Source organism: Moorena sp. SIO1G6 (assembly GCF_010672795.1).
Classification (GTDB): domain Bacteria; phylum Cyanobacteriota; class Cyanobacteriia; order Cyanobacteriales; family Coleofasciculaceae; genus Moorena; species Moorena producens.
In genome coordinates this window covers 107,768-133,117 of sequence record NZ_JAAHFZ010000003.1, presented here as the reverse complement: position 1 = coordinate 133,117, position 25,350 = coordinate 107,768, and the positions used below count along the sequence as shown (strand labels likewise).

Sequence of the window (25,350 nt, the reverse complement as noted above, 5' to 3'; positions counted from 1 at the left end):
GTTTGGAATTCAGTTATGTAAAAAGTTCTAGGTTTTTAGGGAGCAGGGAGCAGGGAGCAGGGAGCAGGGAGCAGGGAGCAGGGAGCAGGGAGCAGGGAGCAGGGAGCAGGGAGCAGGGAGCAGGGAGCAGGGAGCAGGGAGCAGGGAGCAGGGAAGTCGGAAGTCGGAAAACAATCCTGTGTACCTGATAGTTATGCAAACCGCCCTAGATCATTTCATTTGGCGATCTCATGAGGTCAGCCTAGTCGAGGACAGCATAAAGATAGCATAACTTAAGTAAAGTTTAGTAGTACAACACCCAGTGGGAGGGCTCCCGAAGATTTAATAATTATTAAAGAAAGAAAATATTCAAAAACTAGTAAACTAGTCAGAAATAGGTAAATAATACGATGTTTACAAATGTCCTCCCAAAAACAACCCTAGAGTTGGAGTATCCGCCCAAAGACCTTTTTGAAGCGATTGAAGACCTCAAACAAGAATTAAACGCAGTTATTCTCGCTCACTATTACCAAGAACCAGATATTCAAGATATTGCTGACTATCTCGGCGATTCTCTAGGTCTTTCTCAACAAGCGGCGGCTACAGATGCAGATGTTATCGTCTTTGCTGGGGTTCACTTTATGGCAGAAACTGCCAAAATCCTTAACCCCAATAAATTGGTACTACTCCCCGATTTAAACGCAGGTTGCTCCCTAGCTGACAGTTGCCCTCCCCAAGAATTTGCGGCATTCAAAGCAGCCCATCCTGACCATTTGGTGGTATCTTACATTAATTGCTCCGCTGCCATTAAAGCGATGAGCGATATCATTTGCACCAGTTCTAACTCAGTTAAAATCGTCAACCAAATTCCGAAAGACCAGCCGATTATTTTTGCCCCAGATAAGAACTTAGGTCGCTATGTCATGGAGCAAACCGGACGGGAGTTAGTCCTGTGGGAGGGGAGCTGTATTGTCCATGAAACCTTTTCTGAGAAAAAGATCGTGGAACTGAAAATACAGCATCCTGAAGCGGAGTTTATTGCCCATCCAGAATGCGAACCCCCTCTATTGCGTCATGCCAGTTACATTGGTTCCACAACAGGTTTGTTAAAGTATATCCAGCAAAGTTCAACGGAAAAATTTATCGTGGCTACTGAGCCAGGAATTATTCACCAAATGCAAAAGAGGGCACCCCAGAAAAATTTCATACCTGCTCCAGGTATGGATAGCAATTGTGCCTGTAACGAATGCCCTCACATGCGGCTCAATACTTTGGAGAAGCTGTATCTAGCCATGAAGCAGAAAACACCAGAAATTACTATGCCGGAAGATATCCGAGTAGCGGCGTTGCGACCAATTCAACGGATGTTGGAGTTATCAGTGTAGTGCTGTAGTGCCCCTGAGCAGGTTGACACAATTACTTGACAAAAGTATAAGTTATAAGTTAGAGCTTATAACTTATTAAGCAATTTGTCTTGTGAAAACGAATAACTGCTTAGGGATTAATCAAAAATTAGTGACATATGATCTATCGTGCAAGATTTTAAATCATCCCCTGACGAGTCTTCCAGATCTGCCAATACTCCCTCCCAATTTGACATCATAGTGGTCGGCAGTGGTGCAGCTGGGCTTTATGCAGCCCTTTGTCTACCTGCTCATTTGCAGGTAGGTTTGATTACCAAAGACACCCTGAAAACAGGCTCTAGCAACTGGGCTCAGGGAGGAATTGCTGCTGCTATTGACCCATCTGATTCCCCAGAGCTTCACCTAGAGGATACCCAGCGAGCGGGTGTTGGTCTTTGCGATCGCGAGGCGGTAACGTATCTGGTGGAAAATGCCTCTGCTGCCATTGACTCTCTAGTGAAGATGGGAGTAGCCTTTGACCGCAAAGGCAAAAAGCTAGCCATGACCCTAGAGGCAGCCCACTCTCGTCCCCGCGTCCTCCATTCCGCAGACACCACCGGTCGAGCAATTGTGGATACGCTGACTGGTAAAGTTTTAGAGCGTCCAAATATTCAGGTGCTATCTCACGCAGTGGCTTTGAGTTTATGGCTCAATCCAGCAACTGGTCATTGTCAGGGGATTAGCCTCCTCCATCAAGGTCAGATATCTTGGCTAAGAGCCTCTGCGGTAATCCTAGCAACAGGTGGTGGCGGTCAAGTGTTTGCCCAGACCACTAACCCAGCCGTAAGTACAGGAGATGGAGTAGCACTGGCTTGGCGGGCTGGGGCAATTGTTAGAGATTTGGAGTTTTTCCAATTTCATCCCACAGCTTTAACCAAACCAGGGGCACCTCGATTTTTGATTACAGAAGCTGTCCGGGGAGAGGGGGCACATTTAGTAGATCACAAAGGCGATCGCTTTGCTTTTAATTACCACCCTTCAGGGGAATTGGCTCCTAGAGATGTGGTAAGTCGGGCAATTTTTAGTCACTTAGAAAAAACCTCCGCCGATCCTAGCCACGGGAATGTTTATTTAGACTTGCAACCCATTGAGCCAGAGCAAATTCGCTATCGTTTCCCCAATATTATTAACGTATGTCAACATTGGGGCATTGATATCTTCAAACAACCCATTCCCGTTGCACCTGCTGCCCATTACTGGATGGGAGGAGTGGCTTGCGATCTGAGCAGTTGCACCTCGATTCCGGGGCTATATGCCATTGGTGAAACAGCTAGTACGGGGGTTCATGGTGCCAATCGCTTAGCGAGTAATTCCTTATTGGAATGTTTGGTTTTTGCCGCCCAATTAGCTGAAATTCAAACAGCTCCTAATCCAGTTCTGCAGGAATCCCTACCCTTTATAAAAGAGAAAGGTGACTGGGCAAGGGACATCGAGAAGATAGCATCAGTAAGGCAAAGTTTACCCTCCCTGATGTGGCAAAGTGCAGGAATTTGTCGCTCCCAGGAAGTTTTGGAGTCAGCCCTTGCTGAAGTTAATTCCTGGCGCTCTGAATTGGCTGGCTTAGAGGTGAGTCAATACTTGCTCGATTTACAGCCCAACCAAACAGTTAAATTTGAGTCACCATTAGCCGAGCAGCAATTGCGAACGGCTGCAGAAACCTTCAATCTCCTGGATATTGCCCATTTAATTCTCAAAAGTGCAGCATTGCGCACAGAAAGTCGGGGCGGACATTACCGCAGGGATTATCCCCAAACCTCACCCAGTTGGCAAGTTCACACCTTATTACAGGGCGAGCGCTGGTGGAAATCTCCACAACTTTCTCTAAGGTTAGAACCCAAGGAGATAGCGGTATGAATACCACTTATTCAGAAGCGGTGAAAACAGCGCAAACCTATTATGATGGTGCAGAAACAGACCGATTGTATGCTACTTTCTGGGGTGGTGAGCATATCACTTATGGGATATACAAGAGTTCGGATGAACCGATCCATGATGCCTCCAAGCGCACGGTGGAAACAATTGCCCAAACTCTGGAAAATCTAGCTCCCGATTCACGAGTCATCGATCTAGGTGCTGGTTATGGAGGGGCGGCGCGGTATCTGGCCAAAACCTACGGTTGTTCTGTCTGCTGTCTCAATTTAAGCGAGCGGCAAAATCAACGCAACCGCCAACTGAACCAAGAGCAGAATTTAGCCCACTTAGTTGAGGTAACTCAGGGGAGTTTTGAGGATATTCCCTATCCAGACAATTCCTTTAATATTGTCTGGTCCCAGGATGCCATTTTACACAGTAGCGATCGCACTCAGGTCTTTGAAGAAATTAAGAGGGTTTTGCAGCCAGGGGGAGAGTTGATTTTTACTGACCCCATGCAAAGGGAGACTTGTCCACCAGGGCTACTGCAACCAGCCTTTGACCGTCTGGGTATCAAGGATATGGGTTCCTATCGCTTTTATAGTCAGACAGCCCAGGAATTGGGTTTTGAGGAATTGCACTTTATTGACCTTTCTGAACATGTGCCTACCCATTATCGACGATTTGGGGAAGAAGTGCGCGTACGCTATCAGGAGGTAGTCAGAATTACTTCCACCGAATTTGCCGATAAAACCTTGAAAAGCATTGAACCCTGGATCGAGTATTACGAAAAAGGGTACATGCAGTGGGGCATTTGGCATTTTCGCCTGGGGTAAAATTTTGGGAGTCAAGCTGTGACCATTTACTTTTACGACATTAGCGAAAAGCCCTATGGTTGTTTCTCCAACTTTTCCCCCCATGGGTTTGAACTGGACGGACTCTGGTGGCCCACCTCAGAGCATTATTTCCAAGCCCAGAAATTTGCTGGTACGTCCCATGTAGAAGAAATTCGCTCTTGCAAGACTCCCGCAGAAGCTGCGAGCATGGGACGAGAGCGTACTCGTCCTCTGCGCAGGGATTGGGAAGAAATCAAAGAGGATGTTATGGGGCGAGGCTTACTCTGTAAGTTTCAAACCCATGCTGATATCCGCGAAATTCTGCTGGGGACAGGGGACGAACTAATTGTGGAAGATGCTCCCCAGGATTATTATTGGGGTTGTGGTAAAGATAGGAGCGGTAAGAATCGCCTGGGAGAAATTTTAATGGAAATCCGAGCTATCTTAAGGGAATCTTGAGCAGGAGGAATTCCGAACAACCATGACAGAGTTAATGAAGGCAGTTATTCTTACTGAATTTGGGGCATTGCTTAATAATGGAATGATTTTAAGCATTTTGTAGAATGGGCATCTTGGTGGAACTGGCATCTTGCCAGTTTCAATCCAGTTTCAATATATTTTCGGGCGGGCAGGATGCCCACTCTACTCCTATTCATTCAAAGATTCAGTAACACCTAAAAAAGAGCCCGAAAAACTGGTACATACCCAAAGTACCTAAACCAGTCCGGAAAAAGGTAGAACTGTTAATTAAAGTTGGAGCTTGTAAGGGTTTTCTGGCTCTACCGGATTGGGGATGTAAAACTGTCAGTAAATAATTAATCTAATCTTGATTGGGCGGGAGTTTTAGTTGTTCAGATAAGGATTTTTCAGAAATAACCTGCCCAATCATACTTAGTGGGCTCATACTTACTGGGCAATAAGCGCGTTTTTCTGCATACTAGGTTCCCTAGAGCCATTTTTCTGTACTCCATCCGAAATGCTTGATCCGAAATCCTTCCCACATAACCAGGATTGTTGACTTTTTAAACACGAAATTACCTTGGAATAACCATGACACTATCACAACCAGAAAAAGAATATCCTCTCTCAAAAGATGAAGCTTTGATTTACGATTGGCGCATCCATAGTATTCGCCAAGCACTGAAACAAAAAGGAAAAGCCACAGGTCCTTTGCAAATTGAAGATTTGCTAGAATTGGATCACCTAGACCAATACCACTACTTTGGCACCAAAGCTTGCGATCGCGCTATCAACCGTTTGGCACTATCCCCCAACTCGCGAGTTTTGGACATTGGCAGCGGTGTTGGTGGGCCTGCTCGATACATTAGTTATAAAACGGGATGTCACATCCAATGTGTGGAATTAAGAAATAATTTTAACGAAATTGCCCAAGAACTCACCCAACGAGTGGGACTTGACAAACGCATCCAATACCTCACAGGCAATATTCTAAGTCCCCAAGTCATTGACGCCCTGTTACCAAGCTCATTTGACAGCATCATTTCTTTTTTATCATTTTTACACATTGAAAACCGCGATAAAATACTGGAAATTTGTTTTCGCTCTTTGAAGGACAACGGCCTGATCTATATCGAAGACTACGTGGCTAATGGCCCTCTGACACCAGACGTTAAAACCACTCTAGAAGAAGTAGTTCAATCCTCTTATTTACCAACCCGCGAAACCTACCGCAATCACCTCGAGCGTGTAGGATTTGCTGACATTTGTTTCATCGATTTAACAACAGGATGGAAAGGTTGGGTAAAAGAACGCTATCAAAAATTCCTCCAATCAAAAGAAGAATCAATCAAACTATTCGGTGAAAACGTTTATGAACACCGTCGTCAATTTTATCAAACCATTAGCGACTTGTTTCAAAGCGGGAAGATTGGTGGCTCCTCCATCCTTGCAAAAAAACCTTGTGTTCCAAAAATTCACCAAGTACCTGATACATATTTCTGCTCTGTAACCTCTGTCTATAGTGAACAATACCATTTCTTTCTCGAAGATGGTTCTCTACTTGCTCTAAGATATTTCAAAACAGGAACAATCGAGCATTATTCAGCCTGGTGGAGCGACACCAAGGGCTACTCCCTGGAACTTATCAATACCTCCGAACACCAACGCTCAGATCAACACATCTCTATCAAAAACAACGATGGAACCGGAACCATTTGTTTGCCAGAAGCTAATATAGAAATTCAATTCCAAGTTGCCGCCGAATTCACTTGGGCGGTTCCCGCTGAAAAAAATCATCGCGCCGTCATTCACCAACCAAAACTCCTGTGCACTGTGAACACAGGCGATCGCACTCAAAAAGCTATAGGTTATTGCAAAATTTATGATGGAGATTACCCCAAGTTTTGGGGCTACCACTTTGTTCATGCCTTTTTCCCTGATTACGGAATCATTTGGAGTGCTGAAGCCACATTTGGCGAAGAAAAATACAATTATTTCAAGCTACTCAACACCTCCCAAACAGAAAAAGAAATATTGTTAAACGGAGAAGATTCTTACCATCGCAAAACAAGTGCCCATGGCCGCATTCAAGACAAAATATATCACTTGAAATTCGACAATAATGCTTTTGCCAATTGGTCGAGTATCCTGCGAAATCAACCATCGACTATGGAAAGTAAGCTATGCTTGGAATACAGACCCGCTATTCTAGAAATAGACGACCAAAAAGTTGGCGAAGGAATTTGTTTAAAAGAATTTTGTTTCGGCACAATTACATAAATTGATTATAAATTAGTTCAAGGCTATCATATCGAAAAAAAAACAGCTGCTCAAAAAATAGCTAATCCATATAAAATTACCGAGAAACGATGGTGAAAACCCCTGTATTTTAAGCAGGGACTTAAACCGAGCCGTTTAGGCGCTTTCATATTTATCTGTCCTGCCTATGGTAAAATGATTCTTAAAGGGAGAGGTTATAGCAGAAGTCAGAAGTCAGAAGTCAGAAGTCAGAAGTCAGAAGTAAAACTATTGCGCTTACTTAGCTTTGAGACTTTTGTTATGTCCTAACTGCCCTGGCGACTGCTATAACAGCAGATTAACAATAGCAGTGAAGTGATGGATAAGTCTACTTTCTCTAATTGGGATACAGAGGCAGACGTGGTAGTTGTTGGTAGTGGAGTTGCTGGACTAGCGGCTGCGGTTGAAGCCAAAAATGCTGGTGCATCGGTAGTTGTTCTGGAAAAACGCAGCAGCTGTGGCGGAAATTCCATCATGAGTGATGGAGGGGTGGCGCTTGCGGGGACTGATTTTCAGAAACAATACGGTATTCTAGATTCTTGGGAACTCATGTATGAGGATATGTTGAGAGCTGGCTTGAATATGAATGATGCATCTCTGGCTAAGATAGTTGCTCAACAGTCTAATTCTGTACTAGAGTGGCTTACTGAATATTTAGCTGTCAAATTTAGAGATAAGCCCATAATCTTTGGCGGCCATTCTGTTCCTCGTATCCATCTGCTACACAATTTTTCTGGAACAGCAATTGTGAAACCTCTTCTTTCAAAGGTAAAGGAGTTGGGCATTGATATCAAAACCAATATTTGCCTCACAAAGTTCGGAAAGGATGTTCGAGAGATTGAAGTTTATGACAAAAAGGAAAACCAAGCCAGAGCAGTCTATGCAAATACCGGTGTCGTTTTAGCTACTGGTGGTTTTGGCGGAGATGTTGCTTTCCGAATCCTTCATGATGCTCGTCTAACCAGCACCGTAGGTAATACTAATCGTTTGGATACTACAGCAGAAGGAATGCTAGAGGCGATCAAGATTGGTGCTAGTTCTGTGCATTTAGAATATATTCAGTTATCATCTTGGAGTTCTCCTGACGAGAAACGTGATAAAATTGCTACCGAATTTTTTTATACAGTTTTTCCCTATGGGATAGTGGTTCATCCCTTAACAGGAAAGCGGTTTTTTAATGAATTAGCGGACAGAAAAATTAGAGCAGATTCAATTTTAGACGTTGGTCAACCCAGCATTGGTATTGCTGATTTGGAAGGTATGAACATTTCTGGTCACAGTATGGATCGGTACTTAAGCAGGAATATTGTGAAAAGGTTTGAATACTTGGAGGAACTTGCTGCAGCATATTCTCTGCCTTATCAAACTTTAAAAGAAACTATCGATCGCTACAACAAGTATGTCGAGAATAAAAAAGATGAGAGTTGGCAAAAGCCTATTCCATTAGAGGCAAAACCTCTCCATGCTCCATATTATGCTATGCGATTGTGGCCTAAGGTACATTACACTATGGGAGGCGTTACCATCAACGATAAAGCTCAAGTTATTGATAATAATGGCCAGCCCATAAAAGGCTTGTATGCTGCAGGAGAAGTGACAGGCGGTATTCATGGTGCCTCTCGCCTAGGGGGTTCTTCTTTAACTGAATGCCTGGTGTTTGGTAGAATCGCCGGTAAAAATGCTGCTTTACAAAAATTTACATCAATTTCCTAGACTTACTCTAGTAAGTTATGGAAAACTTTATATATATTCTGTTTGCTAAATAATAATTTGTAATTTGTGTTGTTGACTCACATGGTGGAATATCCCGAGGTACATACAATAGGGAAATTGCAACATGGCTAGCTTTGTATACTGAAGGGTATCAACCAAATCACTATTGATTTAGCCATAAAAACTTTAGGTATTTTATCAATGGGTGTCGATCTCCCACAACTAACAATGAACAAAATCGTTTTAGAACGTCTCAAGCAACATATTATTGATAGCGAATCGATTGGTTTAGAGGAAGCTTTAGATCAAGCTTTAAAAGACTATTCCCCCCGACAGATTATTAACACTTGCCTCTTACAGGCTATGAGGACTGTCGGCGAATTATATGGTTCAAGAGAAATTCCGTTACCGTCCGTTATAAAATCGGCGGAGACTAAAAAAACGGCGCTAGCGTATTTAGAAACCCATATGGATAAGGAAGAAGCTGAGGATATTATTCAGGGTAAATGTCTGATTGCGACGGTAGAAGGTGACCTTCACGATCTTGGGAAAAATCTAGTTGATATTATCCTTTCTAGCAATGGTTACAAAGTAATTAATTTAGGCATTAACCAACCAATCGATAACATTCTCAAAGCCTACGAAGAACATCAACCAGACTGCATTGCCATGAGTGGCTTGTTGATCAAGACTATGGCAGTTATGAAAGAGAATTTAGAAATTTTTAATGAAAAAGGCATTACCGTTCCTGTTATCTTAGGTGGCGCTGCATTAACTCCTAAGTTTGTGGAAAAGGATTGCAAAAATACCTATAAAGGTCAAGTTGTATATGGTAAAAATGCTTTTGTTGATTGGCATTTTATGGATAAACTAATGGCAGCAAAAGCTGAAGATAATTGGGACGACCTGAAAGGATTTTTAGATGAAGAAACTTCACCTCCCCCCCCACTAACCTTAGAAGAGATGGGGCAAATGCCATTTGCGGAAGCAAATCAATATAAACTTTATATGAATGACTCATTTGTTTATACTGAAGAATCTTTGGCAAAAGAATCATCGGCAAAAAAATCTGTGGTAATTGATACTAAGCGTTCCCATGTAGTAACTTTAGATGTAGAACGCCCTACTCCTCCTTTTTGGGGAACTCAAGTATTAAAAGATGGAGACATATCAATTGAAGACATTTACCCTTATGTAGATGTACAGCTTTTATACGTCGGACGGTGGCGATTCCGTAAGCTAAAAGATCAATCACAAGAAGATTATAATGAGTTTTTATCCACAAAAGCTTATGGAATTTTAGAAGAATGGAAAGAGAAAGTTATTGCCGATGACCTAATACATCCGGCAGCAATTTATGGCTATTTCCCCTGTAACGCCGAAGGGAATACAGTGTATGTCTACGATCCACAAGATCACAATAAACTACTAACAACCTTTGAATTCCCCCGTCAACGGGGAGGAAAACGTCTTTGTATTGCGGATTTCTATGCCACTAAAGAATCAGGTCAAATTGATGTCTTCCCCATGCAAATTGTAACAGCAGGTGAAATAGGAACCACCCATGCACAGAAGCTATTTGAAGCCGATAGTTATCTTGACTACCACTATTACCATGGTGTGGCGATGCAGATGGCAGACGCTATAGCGGACTGGCTGCACGCTAGAATCCGTAAGGAGTTAGGATTTGGGGCGGAAGAACCCGATAATATAACCGATATAATGCGCCAACGCTATCGAGGCTCTCGTTATAGTTTCGGTTATCCTGCTTGTCCTAATATGGCAGATCAATTCAAACAAATGGATTTACTCGATACCTCTCGCATCGATGTGTATATGAATGAAAGCGAGCATCTACTACCGGAACAGTCTACCACGGCGTTTGTTGCTCATCATCCTGTAGCAAAATACTTTAATACTTAGTTAATTAGATAAATAAGCCTATGATGGTAGGTTAATTACAACCTTTTTTTGTCTCGCCTAGAGACGGAAAGTTGTTAGATGAATTTTCGATAATAATATATAGCGGTTTTCAGTTGAATGGAATACAAATTTATTTGATTTAATGTGATAAAATTTTGACTGGCAGTGATGCCCATCCCAATCATATTGTATTGAATTAAAGTGAAAACCGCTATAACATCAGAAATGATAATTTACAAAGACTTAATTTATGCAAAACAAAATTTGATCAGCTTACCTAAACTATTTAAATTACAAGCAAAAAAAACACCAGATAAAATTGCCATCGTAGATGGGGCAAATTCAATTACCTATCAAAAACTAGACCAGTTGACAGATAACTTAGCGGGTTACCTTCAAAAACAAGGGGTTACCTTAAATCAACCCGTTGGAGTTTTACTGGAAAAATCTCAAGACTTTATTATTGCTTCTCTAGCTATTATGAAAGCTGGGGGAATATTTATGCCCCTAGAATTAAAATATCCTGATGCTTTACTTGCCAAAATGCTAGCAGATGCTAAACCTAGTTTAATTATTACCAAAAGTACATATACAAAAAAAATAAGCAGTAAAATTGGTATCAAAAATTTACTTATAGATAGGGAAAATAATTGGAAATCACCCCCCACATTAGATTTAAAACTACCATCAATAGCTACTGAAAATATCGCTAATATAATCTACTCATCGGGAAGTACAGGAGAACCAAAAGGCATAATATTAACCCATAAAGCGATTATTACTGGGGAATTAAGGCGAGAGCAAGTAAGTTCCAGTAAATCAGGATATCCCATAACCTATTTATTATTTCCATGGGAAATATATAGACCTTGGATTAAAGGTGCAACTCTATATATTGTTCATGATGAAATAATTTACGATCATGAGCAATTTTTAGATTTAATATTTCAAAATAAAATCAAGGAACTCACCATATCTCCTTCCTTAATACAAAGTATATTTAATACAGTTGAAATCGAAACTATTACTGCCAAATTATCAGGTTTGGAAGTTGTTTGGGTAACCGGAGAAGCACTAACACAAAAACTAAAATATCAATTGATAGATAGACTACCATCTGCTCGCTTATTCAATTTTTATGGGATAAATGAATGTTTTACAGTTACTATTGATAACCTGCGAGAAAGCGAAGATTTACCATCAGGATTCTGTGCTGTTGGGATTCCTTTTGAAGACGATGAAATAATTTTATTGGATGAGAATGGGCAGCAAGTTACTCCAGGGAAAGAAGGGGAGATGTATATTAAGAGTCCCTGCCTATTTCAAGCATATTTTAATAAACCAGAATTGACTGCTGAAAAGCTTGTTGACCTGAACGGCAATCGCTTTTTTAGAACAGGAGATTTAGCAGCTATTTTACCCAACGGCAAACTAGAAATTAGGGGTCGTTGTAATTATATGGTCAATCTGCGGGGATATAATGTATCTTTAGCTGGGATTGAAAACACCTTATTAGAACATCCGGAAATAAAAAGCTGTGTAGTTATTATTCAAGGAAAAGAAGAAGCAGAAAAGAAACTGATCGCCTATTTCGTCCCTCAGAAACAAATCACTGAAGCCCAGGAGATTAGGGAGCTAAAATTAAGATTACGTCATCATTTACAAGACCATTTACCTCCTCATATGATTCCATCGGTGTTTGTGGTAATTGATAAAATTCCCATGACACCGATGGGTAAGTTGGATCGTCGCCAACTACCAAGTCTAGACCATTCTCGCCCAGAATTGGCAGTACCTTTAGTCAAATCCCAATCGGATACAGAGAAACGTATTGCTCAGATTTGGCAAGAAGTACTTCAGTTAGAAGAAGTAGGAATTAATGATAATTTCTTTGATTTAGGTGGTAATTCTTTACTGCTGATCCGGGTTCACAAAAACCTGAGCAAAATCTTTGCAATTCATCTACCTGTAACAACACTGTTTGAACACCCAACCATCGCTACTCTAGCTCAACACTTGGAGCAAGATAAGGGAGGAAAAACAGCCGCTAAACAGTACCATAAAAGAAAGAAATCCATCGGGCATGGGTCTGATATCGCCATAGTTGGTATGTCTTGTCGGTTTCCTGGGGCAAACAATACCGATGCTTTCTGGAACAATTTACGAGATGGGGTAGAATCAATTTCTTTCTTTAGCGATCGCGAAATTGAGCTAGAAGATCCAAACTGGATCGAACACCCCAATTATGTTAAAGCCAGTCCTATCTTGCCAGATATTGACCTATTTGATGCTGAGTTCTTCGGCTACAGCGATAAAGAAGCTGAACTAATGGACCCCCAACATCGGCTTTTCCTGGAATGTGCTTGGGAAGCACTGGAAAATGCTGGCTATAATCCTGGAAATTATCCAGGTGCGGTGGGAGTTTATGGGGGTTCGAGTCCCAGCACCTATCTAATTAACAATATATCTCATAGCTTAGGATCTTCTCGGACAAGTCCTTTGCTTACCCATTGTCTATTTAGGGGCACTAAAGATGTCCATACCGACCTAGGCAATGGGGGAGATTACTTACCCATGCGGGTCTCCTACAAATTGAACCTAAAAGGGCCTAGTCTTAATGTTCAAACTGCCTGTTCCACCTCACTAGTTGCGGTTCACTTAGCTTGTCAGAGTTTACGCAGTGGTGAATCTGACTTAGCACTAGCTGGGGGGGTTTCGATCTTCGTTCCTCAAAAGACTGGTTATTTATACCAAGAAGGCATGATGTTGTCTCCCGATGGTCACTGTCGTGCTTTTGATGCTGAAGGTCAAGGAACTTTATTTGGTAGTGGAGTTGGCATAGTTGTATTGAAGCGATTAGAGGAAGCGATCGCTGATGGAGACCATGTATATGCCACCATCAAAGGGTCAGCAATTAATAATGATGGGGCGGTTAAAGTTAGCTACACAGCTCCTAGTATAGAAGGACAGATAGCAGCCATTTCCGAAGCACTGGCTATGGCTAACATAGATCCTAGGACGGTGAGTTATGTGGAAACCCATGGAACTGGGACACCCCTGGGAGATCCAATTGAGATTGCAGCACTGACAAAAGCGTTTCGACAAAGTACGAACAGCCAAGACAATAATTTTTGCGCGATTGGATCGGTTAAAACTAATATCGGGCATCTCGATGTCACAGCAGGGATAGCAGGTCTAATTAAAACAGTGCTGGCACTCCACAATAAAGCCATCCCGCCAAGCTTGCACTTTAAAGAACCCAATCCCAACATAGATTTCCCCAATAGTCCCTTTTACGTTAATACAGCCCTCACCCCATGGGAACCAAAGGTCACGCCTCTTCGTGCTGGAGTCAGTTCTTTCGGTATGGGCGGAACCAATGTCCATGTTGTTCTAGAGGAAGCCCCGAAACAAGTTGAAAGTGGATCCCCCCTAACCCCCCTTAATAAGGGGGGCATAAGCGAAGCATCCCATGGCTTCCCCCTTAATAAGGGGGACATAAACGAAGCATCCCATGGCCTTAATAAGGGGGGCATAAGCGAAGCATCCCATGGCGTCCCCCTTGCTAAGGGGGACGGGAGGGGGATCGACGGGGGTGATGCAAAAGTCAAAAGTGAACGTTCTCTGCATATTTTGACTCTATCAGGGCAAACAGAGCAGGCTGTGGCAGAGTCGGTACAGAATTATATAACTTATCTGGAGTCCGATCCAAAGGCAGAGATTGGTGATATCTGTTTTACTGCCAATGGTGGACGTCAGCATTTTAACCATCGTTTGGCTGTTATTGCTGGCTCCACTCAAGACCTTCTCGAGCAGTTGCAAAGGTTTGGAAAGCCTGTTGATATCAACGATAGTTCCGAACCCCCAACAATTCACTCCCTCAAAGCAGACTCTACCAAGCAGATTGCCTTTGTGTTTACCGGACAAGGTTCTCAGTATATTGGTATGGGTCGTCAACTCTACGAAACTCAGCCCACTTTCCGCAAAACTTTAGACGAATGCGATCGCATCCTCCGTTCCTACTTAGATATTCCCTTGTTAGAAGTTCTCTACCCGGATTTAGATAACAGGGAACAGGGAACAGAACCTGACTCACCCATTCACCAAACAAGCTATACCCAACCTGCCATCTTTGCCATTGAATATGCCCTGGCCGGGTTGTGGAAATCCTGGGGTATCGAACCGGATGTAGTAATGGGTCATAGCATTGGGGAGTATGTGGCGGCTTGTGTTGCTGGGGTTTTTAGCCTAGAAGACGGACTGAAACTAATTGCCCAACGGGGTAGGTTGATGCAATCCTTACCCCAAGACGGAGAAATGCTAGCGTTGTTAGCTTCAGTTGCAGAAGCAGCAGAAGCAATTAAACCCTATGGCCGGGATGTGTCTGTTGCTGCGATTAATGGACCCCAGAGTGTGGTAATTTCGGGAGAAAGAGCCGCGATTAACACCATTGAGCGCAATCTTGCCGCAAAGGGAGTCAAAACCAAGAAATTAACTGTTTCCCATGCTTTCCACTCTCCTTTGATGGAACCGATATTGGGAGAATTTGAGCAGGTGGTGGCACAGGTGCGGTTTAATCTACCACAGTTAAAACTAATCAGTAATGTTACCGGAGAACTAGCCACAGAAGAAATAACCACTAGCAAATATTGGTGCGATCATCTCCGGCAGCCTGTGCAATTTATGGCTAGTATGTCAACCATTGCACAGCAAGGGATAGATGTATTGGTAGAGATTGGAGCCAAACCAATTTTATTAGGAATGGGTCGTCAGTGTCTCCCAGAACATCAAGGGTTATGGTTACCTAGTCTGCGTCCTGGACAAGAAGATTGGCAACAAATATTAACCAGTTTGGCAGAACTATATTTGCATGGTGTGCCAGTCAATTGGCTCGGTTTTGACCAAGACTTTGCTCGTCACCGCATTCCCTTACCGACTTATCCTTTTCAAAGGCAACGTTATTGGGTGAGTCCAGAGGATAGTTTAATGGGAATAACTGCCCCTTCAACATCCCCAGGAGCGATTGGCGCGGTAGCGCCAGGGCTAAAAGCGATCGCACCAAAAGATATAGGTAAAAAGCCGGATATTGCTGACTGGTTTTATATTCCATCTTGGAAACGGTCTATTACCCCCGCTTATCAACCAGGTGAAAAGCTGCTTGAGTCTGACACTCTAGTATTTATCGATGAGTGCGGACTCGGAGAAAAACTCGCAGAAAAACTGGCAATACAGGGGAGTGACGTTGTAAGGGTGAGTCACGGTTCGGAGTTTGCTAAGCAAAGCGATCGCGTCTACACCATTAATCCGACCCAAGCTGATGACTACCATACCCTACTCCAAGAACTGAAACAACTGAATAAAAACCCCAGTAGCATTATTCATCTGTGGAGTGTCACCCCAAATAACCACACAGAATTAGGAATAGAATCTTTTGAAGCATCTCAGGATTTGGGTTTATACAGCCTGATATTTCTTGTCCAAGCCCTTGAAAAACTGAATTTTATTGATCCACTCCAACTTACAATTGTATCAAACAACCTGCAGGAAGTGAGCGGAGAGGAAGTATTATCTCCAGAGAAAGCAACATTGCTGGCAGCCTGTAAAGTTATTGGACAAGAATATCCAAATATAAACTGTCGCAGTATCGATCTTGTTCTTCCGCCATCCCAAAAGCAAAACCAGGAAAAACTTGTTACCCAACTACTGGGGGAAATTAAAGCACAGTCGGAAGATTTAACCATCGCTTACCGGGGTAAACATCGCTGGGTGCAAAAGTTTGAACCCATGGGATTAGAAAAACCGGAAGCAGGGACATTACCTCTGACAGAAGAAGGGGTTTATCTGATTATCGGTGGACTAGGGGCGATTGGTATGTCCCTAGGGTTACACTTGGCAAAAACTGTACGGGCCAAACTAATCCTAATAGGGCGTTCGCAGTTTCCTGCCAGGGATGATTGGTCTCAATGGCTAGCTACTCACAATGCAGAGGATCGGATTAGTCGCAAAATTCAGAAATTGCAGGCTATGGAGGCTATGGGAGCGGAGGTGATGGTACTCAGTGCTGATGTAGCCGATGGACAACAAATGGAAGAAGCGATCGCACAAGCAGAGGCTCGGTTTGGTAACATCAATGGAGTCATCCACAGTGTTATGTTTACTGGAGACAAGGCATTGTGTTCCATCAAGGAGATAACTAAAACTGATATTTGGCAGCACTTTCAAGGAAAAGTACAGGGAACCATAGTTTTATCAAAGGTTTTGCACAACAAAAACCTTGACTTTTGCATCTTAATGTCCTCCATAGCATCAGTACTGGGAGGTTTGGGGGACGTTGCTTACTCGGCAGCCAATCTGTTTATGGATGTTTTCGTTCACCAGCAGAACCGAAGTAATTCCGTTCCTTGGCTGAGTGTGAACTGGGAGACTTGGGAATTCGAGAAACAAGATCAAAATTATGAGATTGCAGCAGGGCTGGCTGAATTTGCCATAACTCCAGAAGAGGGTATCCAAGCCTTTGAAAGGGTTTTATCCACTCAAGAACTCAATCAAATTCTTGTTTCCAGTGGAGATTTACAAACTCGTATCGATCGATGGGTCAAGCTTAAATCTGTAAAACAACAAAATAATTCCCAAAATCAAGTATCATCTACACCAGTTACCTTCCGCAAGCAATTGGAGACAGCTCCTGTGGGAGAGCGTCAGGGATTATTGGTTACTCACGTCCGGGCGCAGGTAGCTAGGGTACTGGGAATTTCTCCTGAGCGAATAACATTAGAGCAAAAACTCATAGACTTAGGATTAGATTCTTTGATGTCTATTGAGTTGAGAAATGCTCTTCAATTGAGTCTGGGTTTGTCTGTGCCTTCTACTTTACTCTTTGACTATCCCACACCAGAAGCGTTGACTAGTTATTTGGTGAGAGAAGTTGCTCACTTGGAGGACTCAAAAAGTTTAAGCAATGGCTCCATCAAACAAGGTATAGTTGAGGATGACTCTTACCACTCTACCTTAGTATCGATTCAGCCAAATGGCTCTAAACCTCCTCTGTTCTTTGTCCCCGGAGTCTTGGGAAATGTTTTCGATATCTATCCCTTGGCACAACACCTAGATTCAGAGCAACCTTTATACGGCTTGCGAGCCCTTGGTTTAGATGAGAGGGAAAAGCCATTAACCCGGATGGAAGACATAGCAGCCCATCACATCCAAGCCTTACAAGCCGTTCAGCCTGAAGGGCCATACTTTCTGGGCGGTCATTCAGCAGGAGGAAAGGTGGTTTTTGAGATGGCTCAACAGTTAAAAAATCAGGGACAGGAGGTGGCTTTACTTGCCATTATGGATGGTTTAGGGACAAATCTGCAAAAATATCAAGATTTTGCTGAGTGGGACAATAGCAAACTGATCGACGATCTAAGCAGTTTCTATCAAGGTTCTTTGGGAGAAGCGGTCAAAGTTGATCCTGAAACACTTCAATCTATTGGAGAAGACCGCAAGTTAGATTACCTTCTGGAAAGATTGACCATAGCTGGTTTGAATTTAAGCCAAGGTGAACTAAAACGCATTTTTAAAGTTTACAAAGCTAGTATTCAAGCTGATGTTGACTATATTCCACAGGAGAGTTACCCAACTTCAATTACTTTCTTCCGAGCTATGGAAACAGAAGTCTTTGAAGCTACCCTCGGTGAAACAACAATACTGGAAGACCCAACTTGGGGGTGGGGTGAGATTTCTGCTCAACCTGTGACAATTCACAAGATTCCAGGTAACCATTTCACGATGATGCGAGAACCAAATGTTGGAGTTCTAGCCCAAACCCTTAGGACTTGTCTGGAAAGCTACCCACGGGCGGTGCATCACCCCCTATGAATGGAAGAGCCCAATTTCTTTTCCTTTTCCGAAGCTCCCTGCTCCCTACTCCCTGTTCCCTGTTCCCTTGTGTTTTATAAAATTACCAACAAATAGAAAAACCATGAAAAAAATATTAGCTTTATGGGCAACCCTTCGCTCAACCTCCACCGCCTTTGAAACAATGATGCTCCAAAGAGGAGATTTTCTTATTGTTCACGAACCTTTTGGCTTATCTTACTACAACTCCCCAGAGCGTCGCGATACTAATCGTTATCCAGATATAGAACTCAATCCTGAATATAATTACCAAACAAGCTGGCAAAGGCTAAAACAACAGGCAGATTCCCAGGCGGTTTTTATCAAGGATATGGCTTATTATATGTTCCACGTAGCCGATCGAGAATTTTTGTCTATATTTGAAAATACTTTTCTGGTGCGTCATCCCGCTAAAATGCTGCCATCATTTTACGACAAGTGGCCTGATTTTACTTTAGAGGAAACTGGTTATGCTGAACTCTACAAACTCTTTGAAATGGCTAAGGAATTCAACGGTAAAACTCCAGTGGTAATTGATTCGGACGATTTGGTGCAAAAGCCCGAAGCAACAGTTAAAGCTTACTGCGATGCTGTTGGTATACCGTTCATTAGAGAAGCCCTAGAATGGGAACCGAAATCCCGTCCCGAACTTACTAATTGGGACGGGGGAACTTGGATCGATAACGCAATGTCTAGTAGTGGCTTCAAGGAACAAAAGAAAGATAATTATGTGGCAGTGGAAGATAATGAGCACTTACAAAATGCTTATAAATTTTGTTTGCCTTATTACGAAAAGCTTTACGAACATAAGCTTATTATCGATTAAATTTGATGGTAAAGTTAATCAACATATTATCAATTAAACCCATGGTAAACAAAAATTTTGTCACAATTAATGGTAAACGCTTTGACTACATGTGGTTGCGGGATAACTGCCTATGTCCAGAATGTCGCGATTCTAATTCATTTCAGAAAATCTATGACATTAGTGAAGCTCAATCTCCCCCAGAACCTTTATCTATAGTGGAAAATAACGAGAAATTAACTATTACTTGGAAAGAACAACCTATTCACAAAAGTGAATTTTCCATTGATTGGTTAATGGCTCATGCTAATGAGCTGAAAAATCCAGTAGAATCTTCAAAAGAGATTATTTTATGGAACAACGCTCAGTTACAAAAAGAGCGAACGGTAAGACAAGATATTCAAAATTGTAATTCTCATGTGTGGATGAATAAACTTTTTCAATTGGGTTTTACAATACTAGAAAACATCAAAGACACAGAAGAATTAGAGTCTTTTCTTGGCTCGATTGGTCCTATTCATGAAACTTACTATGGAAGATTAATAGCAGTAAAGCCAATCAAGGGTACTGAAGCGGTAGATTTAGCTTTTTCATCTGTGGGTCATCCTTTGTCACCTCATGTGGATTTAACTTACCTCAATGTAGGGCGAGTAGTAATGTTTCTTTATTGTGAAGAAAACAATGCTTCTGGTGGCGAGTCAATAGTTATAGATGGCTATCGTGTAGCTAGAGATTTTCGCCAAAACCATCCTGAATACTTTAATATCTTAGCTGAAACCCCAGTGCATTTTAAACAATTTGATTCATTGCGTCAATATTATTTATCTAATAAAACTCCCATATTAAAACTCAATCAAAAAGGTGAAGTCAGTGAAGTTTACTTCAGTCACAAAAACTTCAAGCCAAATTTAATATTCGACAAATTAGAATCTTTTTATGAAGCTTATAAAACTTTTTTTAAGTATTTAAAAAGCCCTGATTATCAATATGAATTTCGCCTAAAACCAAGAGATTGTTTGATGGTACAGAACTTCAGAATATTGCATGGAAGAAAAGCCTATGATGCTAATTATGGCTCTAGACATCTTGAAGGAGGATTCTTAGATTGGGAGTACTTTAAAGCAAGACAAAATTTTAGACAATTCAAACATTTATATCTACAAAAATAAATGTGTTTTGCTTCCTGAAGTAAATTGTCGTAACTTAACAACTGTAGATCAATACATCCAAAATATAGGAGAACCATAATGGAAATCACAGGTTACACGAGAATGGATCTTCTTACTAAAGATCAGTGGGATTTTAGCAGTCAATGTCTTGAAGAACTTGTCAATGGTGTGACAGATCAGATTGTTAAAGCCTTGCTAGACCTGCGGGGTGGTAGAATGGGAGCTCAAGTAGACCGGCTCGAACATTCCTTACAAACAGCCACTCGGGCATTGCGGAGTGGTGCTGATGAAGAAATGGTTGTTTGTGCCCTGCTACACGATATTGGCGATAACCTTGCGCCCTATAATCATGGTCAAGTGGCTGCAGCGATTTTACGACCTTATGTGTCCCCGGAAAATGCCTGGATGATAGAAAATCATGAGATTTTTCAAGGTTATTACTTTCGCGACTTTATGGGTCTAGATCGCAATGAGCGTGATAAATTCAAAGGGCATCCCGCTTTTGAACAAACAATTATTTTTTGCGATGACTGGGATCAACTGTCTTTTGACCCAAATTATGACACAATGCCTCTGTCCTATTTCCGACCGATACTCGAATCGATTTTTAGTCGTGAACCCAGACTTTAGGATGCACAACAGCTGACAATTTAATGTTCCTGGAAAACCCATTTTAAGATAGATGAAATTTCCAATTAAAGCTGTACGTTTGCCAATAAATCCAATTATTAAGCAGGGAATGCCAGGTAATACAGGCGATCTTGGTACTAATATTAATGGTCCATCCCTGATTCGCGTTCCTGACTGGATTGAAAATCCCCTAGGACGCTATTATCTTTATTTTGCTCATCACTTGGGTAAATATATTCGTCTTGCCTATGCCGACTCTCTAGAAGGAGAGTGGAAGATCTATGATCAGGGAACCCTACACTTGGACGAAACAGCTTGCTTGGATCATATTGCTTCTCCAGATGTCCATGTTGACAATGAAGCCAAAGAAATACGGATGTACTTTCATGGCGATTATCAAGGGAGAGATAAGTACGATCAGGTGACAATGCTGGCAAAATCTGAAGATGGTCTGCATTTTACTGCTTTGCCAGAGATACTTGGACCATACTATTTTCGAGTTTTCCAGCACAATGAATTCCACTATGCTATTGCCAACAACTGGTATGGTACAGTGATGAATAATCGTCCCATAGCTGGAATTTTACTGCGGTCAAAAGAAGGTGTTAGTGCTTTTGAGCCAGGACAAGATTTTATACCTAACCTACGACACGGTGCTGTATTGGTAAAAGGTGACTGGTTGCTCCTATTCTACTCCAGATATGGTGATGCTCCCGAACGTATTTTAATGAGCTACGTGGATTTAACCAAGGATTGGGACAAGTGGATTCTTTCAGAACCAGTGACAGTTATGGAACCAGAAATGGATTATGAAGGAGTTGCTTTGCCTATTGTTTCTTCGGAGGTTGGTATTGCAGAAGAACCGGTGCGAGAACTGCACGACCCAGCTATCTACACCGAGGGAGAAAAGCTGTACTTACTCTATTCAGTAGCAGGGGAACAAGGTATTGCGATCGCTGAACTAAAATTTTGCTATTAATGGGACAGAGGATGGCATCGCTGGGGAACTCCTAGAAGCAGGGATTCCCAAAGAGCTTATTGTTCTAGGCTTTAAATCACCCGGAGTGAGGAAGCACACAGGGTTTGCAGTTGCCTAAAGTCACCCTGAATTCCATACGGTTTTGGTACAATTCCTTAACTATCGCTTTGCCCTCAAAGCCGAAGATCCAGAGAGACTCTTGTATTTAGCTATTCCTCTTGAAATTCACGAGACCTTCTTTGCCCGTCGCTTCGTTCAAATGATTACCCAAGAGTATCAACTGAAATTGATTGTATTCGAGCCAACTAAGTAGGAAATTGTTCAATGGCAAACCTAGAGTAATATCGGCAACTCGTCAAAGAAATTATAACCGAATATAGTAGCCACAAACCCGCTTATGGTGAAGTAGAAGTGGAATTAATCTTTGATACCGAAAGAGACCGCTACCAGCTTGTCCATGCCGGATGGAGTAATCATCGCCGTATTTATGGTTCCACAATCCACATTGACCTTAAAGATAATAAGATTTGTATTCAAAATGATGGTACAGAAGTTGGGATTGCTAACGTCTTAGTTGAACGCGGTATCCCTCACCAAGATATTGTTCTGGCCTATCATGCCCCTTACCTCAGGAAATTTACTGACTTCGCAGTAGGATAAGAAATAATAACTGAGCTTTTTAAATTGTCCATACCAAGAATAACCAGGAGGTTTTGATGGTAACTGCTTTAAGCACTCCCGATGCAACCTTAGCAGCAATTGAAGCCGCCTTACCCATTGACCCTCAGCCCTATACTATTGGCGATCGCGCCACGGGTTTGATCGTTGTGGATGTGGTCAATGGCTTTTGCACTGTTGGTTTTGGTCCTTTGGCTCCAACAGAACCAAATCAACAAATAGCCACCATGGTATCAGAAAGCGATCGCCTAGCCAAAGCTTTCACAGCCAAAGGTTGGCCAGTCTTAGCTTTCCTAGATACCCACGAACCAGGCAAACCAGAACCTCCCTATCCTCCTCATTGCGAGAAAGGGTCTGGGGAAGAAAAGCTGGTTCCTGAACTGGAATGGCTAGAAACTCATCCCCACACCACCTTAATTAAAAAAGACTGCATCAATGGTTTTATTGGTTCCATTGATGTAGATAGTGGCAACAATAGTTTAATTCGCTGGATAAACCAGCACAAGCTAGAAGCCTTAGTAGTTGTGGGCATCTGCACAGATATTTGTGTAATGGACTTCGTGGTTACGATGCTATCAGCACGCAATCATGATATGGTACCAACGTTAAAAGATATTGCCGTCTATACCGAAGGTTGTTCCACCTTCGACCTCTCCGCAGAGATGGCAGCCCAGCAGGGTTTGCCAAAGACGGCAATCCATCCCCAGGAAATCGCTCATCATGTTGGTTTATACACCATGGCAGAGCGTGGAGCGTTCATTGCTTCTACAATTTTGATGTGACCAATTCCAGGCATTGCTGAATCAAGGAATTAATATGAGTGGGGTGGGCATCCTGCCCGCCTGAAAATATATTGAAACTGGCAAGATGCCAGTTCCACGCCAGATGCCCATTACACAGCAAGATGCCCATTACATAGCAAAAGCCTATTACATAGCAAAAGCCCATTAAACCTCACTCTTAAAATCATTCCATTATTAAGCAACGCCCAATCCCAATTTCAAAATCAAGTAAAATTTACCTTTTTAATAAAAATCATGAAATCTCGACTAACAATCGTCACAGGTGCAAGCGGCGCTCTGGGTAATAGTTTTGTTAAACACTTTATACAGCAAGAAAATACCACTTGCGTAGCCATTTCTAGATCGCCTATGGAAACGGATGCCCTGCATTGCCAATTCGATCTTCTCGATAGCCAAGCCGCAGAGCAAGCCATCACTAATCTCGACCTTTCCGAAGTTTCTGATGTCATCCTTATCCATGGCGTAGGCAAATTCAAATATGAAATCGAGACAGAAACCACCGAGGCAGACTGGGATGAAAAGGGAATTGATGATGAAATATTTTCATCAAACTACCATACCTTTGTCAACCTAGCCCAGCCACTTGTCGAAAAAGTTAACCAAGAGCATCAATGCAATCGCCAGACGACCCTTGCTCTTTGTGGTTTCGGTTCTGTTACGGATAAATATAAGATCCCTTTCTGGCGCTCTTATACTTACGCCAAAGATACCTTACGGAGCTACATCCAAGACCTAGCTCAGTCAGAAGACTGGCAAGGACTAATCAGGGGACGGTTTATCAATGTGAGTACTACAGACACAGGTAATGAAAACAAATTGCGACCCAATGCAACAGCTGAAGAGAAAAAATATTGGCTCAAGCCAGAAAAAATCGTCCAGCAATCTCTAGAATCTATGGAGTCCTTGCAGCCTCTGTGGCAGGAAATAGATGTCTATGAACCCATGCCAGGATTCGAGCCAGACGACTATTACAGCAATTACGATAAAATTCAAGAAAAATGGCAACGACAAATGGGAGTGCCATCTTCATTAACTTAACTGCTTTTTTGCTAAACTCTTAAATGAGGAGTATTTCCTTATTTTTTTTTTGCAATAAGATAGGAAATACTCCCGGATATAGGAAGTATAAATATTAGTATAATTGCTGCATAGGAAATTAAATTGGTTAAGAGTTATGGCAATATTACCTCCCCCAATAGTGTTAGACTCTCTACTGCATCAATGGCTCAAAGAAGATATTGGTAGAGGCGATCGCACCACCCAAGGTTTGTTCGCTCAAGAAGTTAGTTCTGGAAACGGACAATGGATCGCTAAGCAAGCAGGTACAATTGCGGGACTGCCAATTGCAGCGCGGGTGTTCTATTTATTAAATGAAAAGGTCAGCTTCATCCCCCTAGTAGCAGAGGGAGAAAGTTGTCAGCCAAGCCAAGCCATTGCTCGTTTTCACGGACCATTTGATGCTTTGTTGATGGGAGAGAGGGTAGCTTTAAATCTAACTATGAGTCTGAGTGGCATTGCTACCCTAACCCGTCAGTATGCGGAAAAAATTGCTGATTTGCCCGCCCAGTTGGTGGATACTCGCAAAACAACTCCAGGTTTAAGACTATTGCAAAAATATGCAACTCAAGTGGGAGGAGCCATTAACCATCGCATGGGGTTGGATGATGCGGTGATGATTAAGGATAATCATATTCAAGCCGCTGGGGGAATTGGGGAAGCGATCGCTCGAATTCGTAAGACTATTCCCTATCCTATGACCATAGAAGTAGAGACAACAAACCTCGCAGAAGTAGAAGAGGCGATCGCCCACAATGCCGATATTATCATGTTGGATAATATGCCAGTTGAGCAGATGGAGGTAGCAGTTAAGCTAATTCGCGTACGCAACAACAACATTAAAATTGAGGCATCGGGTAATGTTACCTTAAAGACGATTCGTGCAG

At 42.3% G+C, this 25,350-nt stretch carries 15 protein-coding genes and 6 pseudogenes; 20 read left to right on the top strand and 1 reads right to left on the bottom strand.

Translation table 11 applies throughout. The features are described 5' to 3' along the window. Positions 1-27: 27 nt before the first annotated feature. Positions 28-174, bottom strand: a complete 147-nt coding sequence (locus tag F6K63_RS04850) for a hypothetical protein (protein ID WP_287311047.1) — start codon at positions 172-174, stop codon at positions 28-30. A 215-nt stretch (positions 175-389) separates the two neighbouring features. Here F6K63_RS04850 and nadA point away from each other — a divergent pair, with 215 nt between their 5' ends. The 20 genes and pseudogenes from nadA to nadC form a co-directional block, all read left to right on the top strand. After that, positions 390-1,364 (top strand): quinolinate synthase NadA, encoded by a 975-nt coding sequence (nadA, locus tag F6K63_RS04845; RefSeq protein WP_008190756.1) that lies wholly within the window; start codon positions 390-392, stop codon positions 1,362-1,364. Positions 1,365-1,511: 147 nt separating this feature from the next. After that, entirely contained in the window at positions 1,512-3,236 is a 1,725-nt protein-coding gene (nadB, locus tag F6K63_RS04840; protein ID WP_008190757.1) for an L-aspartate oxidase, read from the top strand. Then, positions 3,233-4,069, top strand: a complete 837-nt coding sequence (locus F6K63_RS04835; RefSeq protein ID WP_287311046.1) for an SAM-dependent methyltransferase — start codon at positions 3,233-3,235, stop codon at positions 4,067-4,069. Before nadB ends, F6K63_RS04835 begins: the two co-directional genes overlap by 4 nt. An 18-nt stretch (positions 4,070-4,087) precedes the next feature. Continuing rightward, positions 4,088-4,528 (top strand): riboflavin biosynthesis intermediates N-glycosidase, encoded by a 441-nt coding sequence (gene ybiA, locus F6K63_RS04830; protein ID WP_008190762.1) that lies wholly within the window; start codon positions 4,088-4,090, stop codon positions 4,526-4,528. Positions 4,529-5,119: 591 nt separating this feature from the next. After that, complete coding sequence (locus tag F6K63_RS04825; protein ID WP_287294003.1) at positions 5,120-6,808, top strand: methyltransferase domain-containing protein; 1,689 nt, start codon at positions 5,120-5,122, stop codon at positions 6,806-6,808. A gap of 336 nt (positions 6,809-7,144) precedes the next feature. Then, complete coding sequence (locus F6K63_RS04820) at positions 7,145-8,539, top strand: flavocytochrome c (RefSeq protein ID WP_287311044.1); 1,395 nt, start codon at positions 7,145-7,147, stop codon at positions 8,537-8,539. A 231-nt stretch (positions 8,540-8,770) separates the two neighbouring features. Continuing rightward, positions 8,771-10,462 (top strand): annotated as a pseudogene (locus tag F6K63_RS04815) (vitamin B12 dependent-methionine synthase activation domain-containing protein); the annotation flags it as partial. Between the two features lie 225 nt (positions 10,463-10,687). Continuing rightward, a pseudogene (locus F6K63_RS37625) lies at positions 10,688-12,469 on the top strand (AMP-binding protein); the annotation flags it as partial. Positions 12,470-12,538: 69 nt separating this feature from the next. Next, positions 12,539-13,870, top strand: a pseudogene (locus F6K63_RS37620) (type I polyketide synthase); the annotation flags it as partial. Positions 13,871-14,095: 225 nt separating this feature from the next. Further along, positions 14,096-18,325 (top strand): SDR family oxidoreductase, encoded by a 4,230-nt coding sequence (locus F6K63_RS37615; RefSeq protein WP_502708281.1) that lies wholly within the window; start codon positions 14,096-14,098, stop codon positions 18,323-18,325. 103 nt (positions 18,326-18,428) lie between these two features. Further along, positions 18,429-19,169 carry a sulfotransferase-like domain-containing protein gene (locus F6K63_RS04805; RefSeq protein ID WP_287311041.1) on the top strand — a complete coding sequence of 247 codons (741 nt, stop codon included), beginning with the start codon at positions 18,429-18,431 and terminating at the stop codon, positions 19,167-19,169. A gap of 41 nt (positions 19,170-19,210) precedes the next feature. Beyond that, positions 19,211-20,317 carry a TauD/TfdA family dioxygenase gene (locus F6K63_RS04800; RefSeq protein ID WP_287311039.1) on the top strand — a complete coding sequence of 369 codons (1,107 nt, stop codon included), beginning with the start codon at positions 19,211-19,213 and terminating at the stop codon, positions 20,315-20,317. 102 nt (positions 20,318-20,419) lie between these two features. Continuing rightward, entirely contained in the window at positions 20,420-20,947 is a 528-nt protein-coding gene (locus F6K63_RS04795; RefSeq protein ID WP_287311037.1) for an HD domain-containing protein, read from the top strand. 52 nt (positions 20,948-20,999) lie between these two features. After that, on the top strand, positions 21,000-21,926 hold the full coding sequence (locus tag F6K63_RS04790) for a glycoside hydrolase family protein (protein WP_287311035.1): 927 nt from the start codon (positions 21,000-21,002) through the stop codon (positions 21,924-21,926). A gap of 4 nt (positions 21,927-21,930) precedes the next feature. Then, a pseudogene (locus tag F6K63_RS04785) lies at positions 21,931-22,044 on the top strand (element excision factor XisI family protein); the annotation flags it as partial. 21 nt (positions 22,045-22,065) lie between these two features. Further along, a pseudogene (locus F6K63_RS04780) lies at positions 22,066-22,239 on the top strand (element excision factor XisH family protein); the annotation flags it as partial. 41 nt (positions 22,240-22,280) lie between these two features. Continuing rightward, positions 22,281-22,586: pseudogene (locus F6K63_RS04775) on the top strand (XisI protein); the annotation flags it as partial. A 56-nt stretch (positions 22,587-22,642) separates the two neighbouring features. Next, on the top strand, positions 22,643-23,386 hold the full coding sequence (locus F6K63_RS04770) for an isochorismatase family protein (protein ID WP_008190782.1): 744 nt from the start codon (positions 22,643-22,645) through the stop codon (positions 23,384-23,386). A 255-nt stretch (positions 23,387-23,641) separates the two neighbouring features. Next, on the top strand, positions 23,642-24,445 hold the full coding sequence (locus F6K63_RS04765) for an SDR family NAD(P)-dependent oxidoreductase (protein ID WP_071106655.1): 804 nt from the start codon (positions 23,642-23,644) through the stop codon (positions 24,443-24,445). A 136-nt stretch (positions 24,446-24,581) separates the two neighbouring features. Then, positions 24,582-25,350, top strand: a 769-nt coding sequence (nadC, locus tag F6K63_RS04760; RefSeq protein WP_287311033.1) for a carboxylating nicotinate-nucleotide diphosphorylase, incomplete at its 3' end; no start/stop codon positions are given.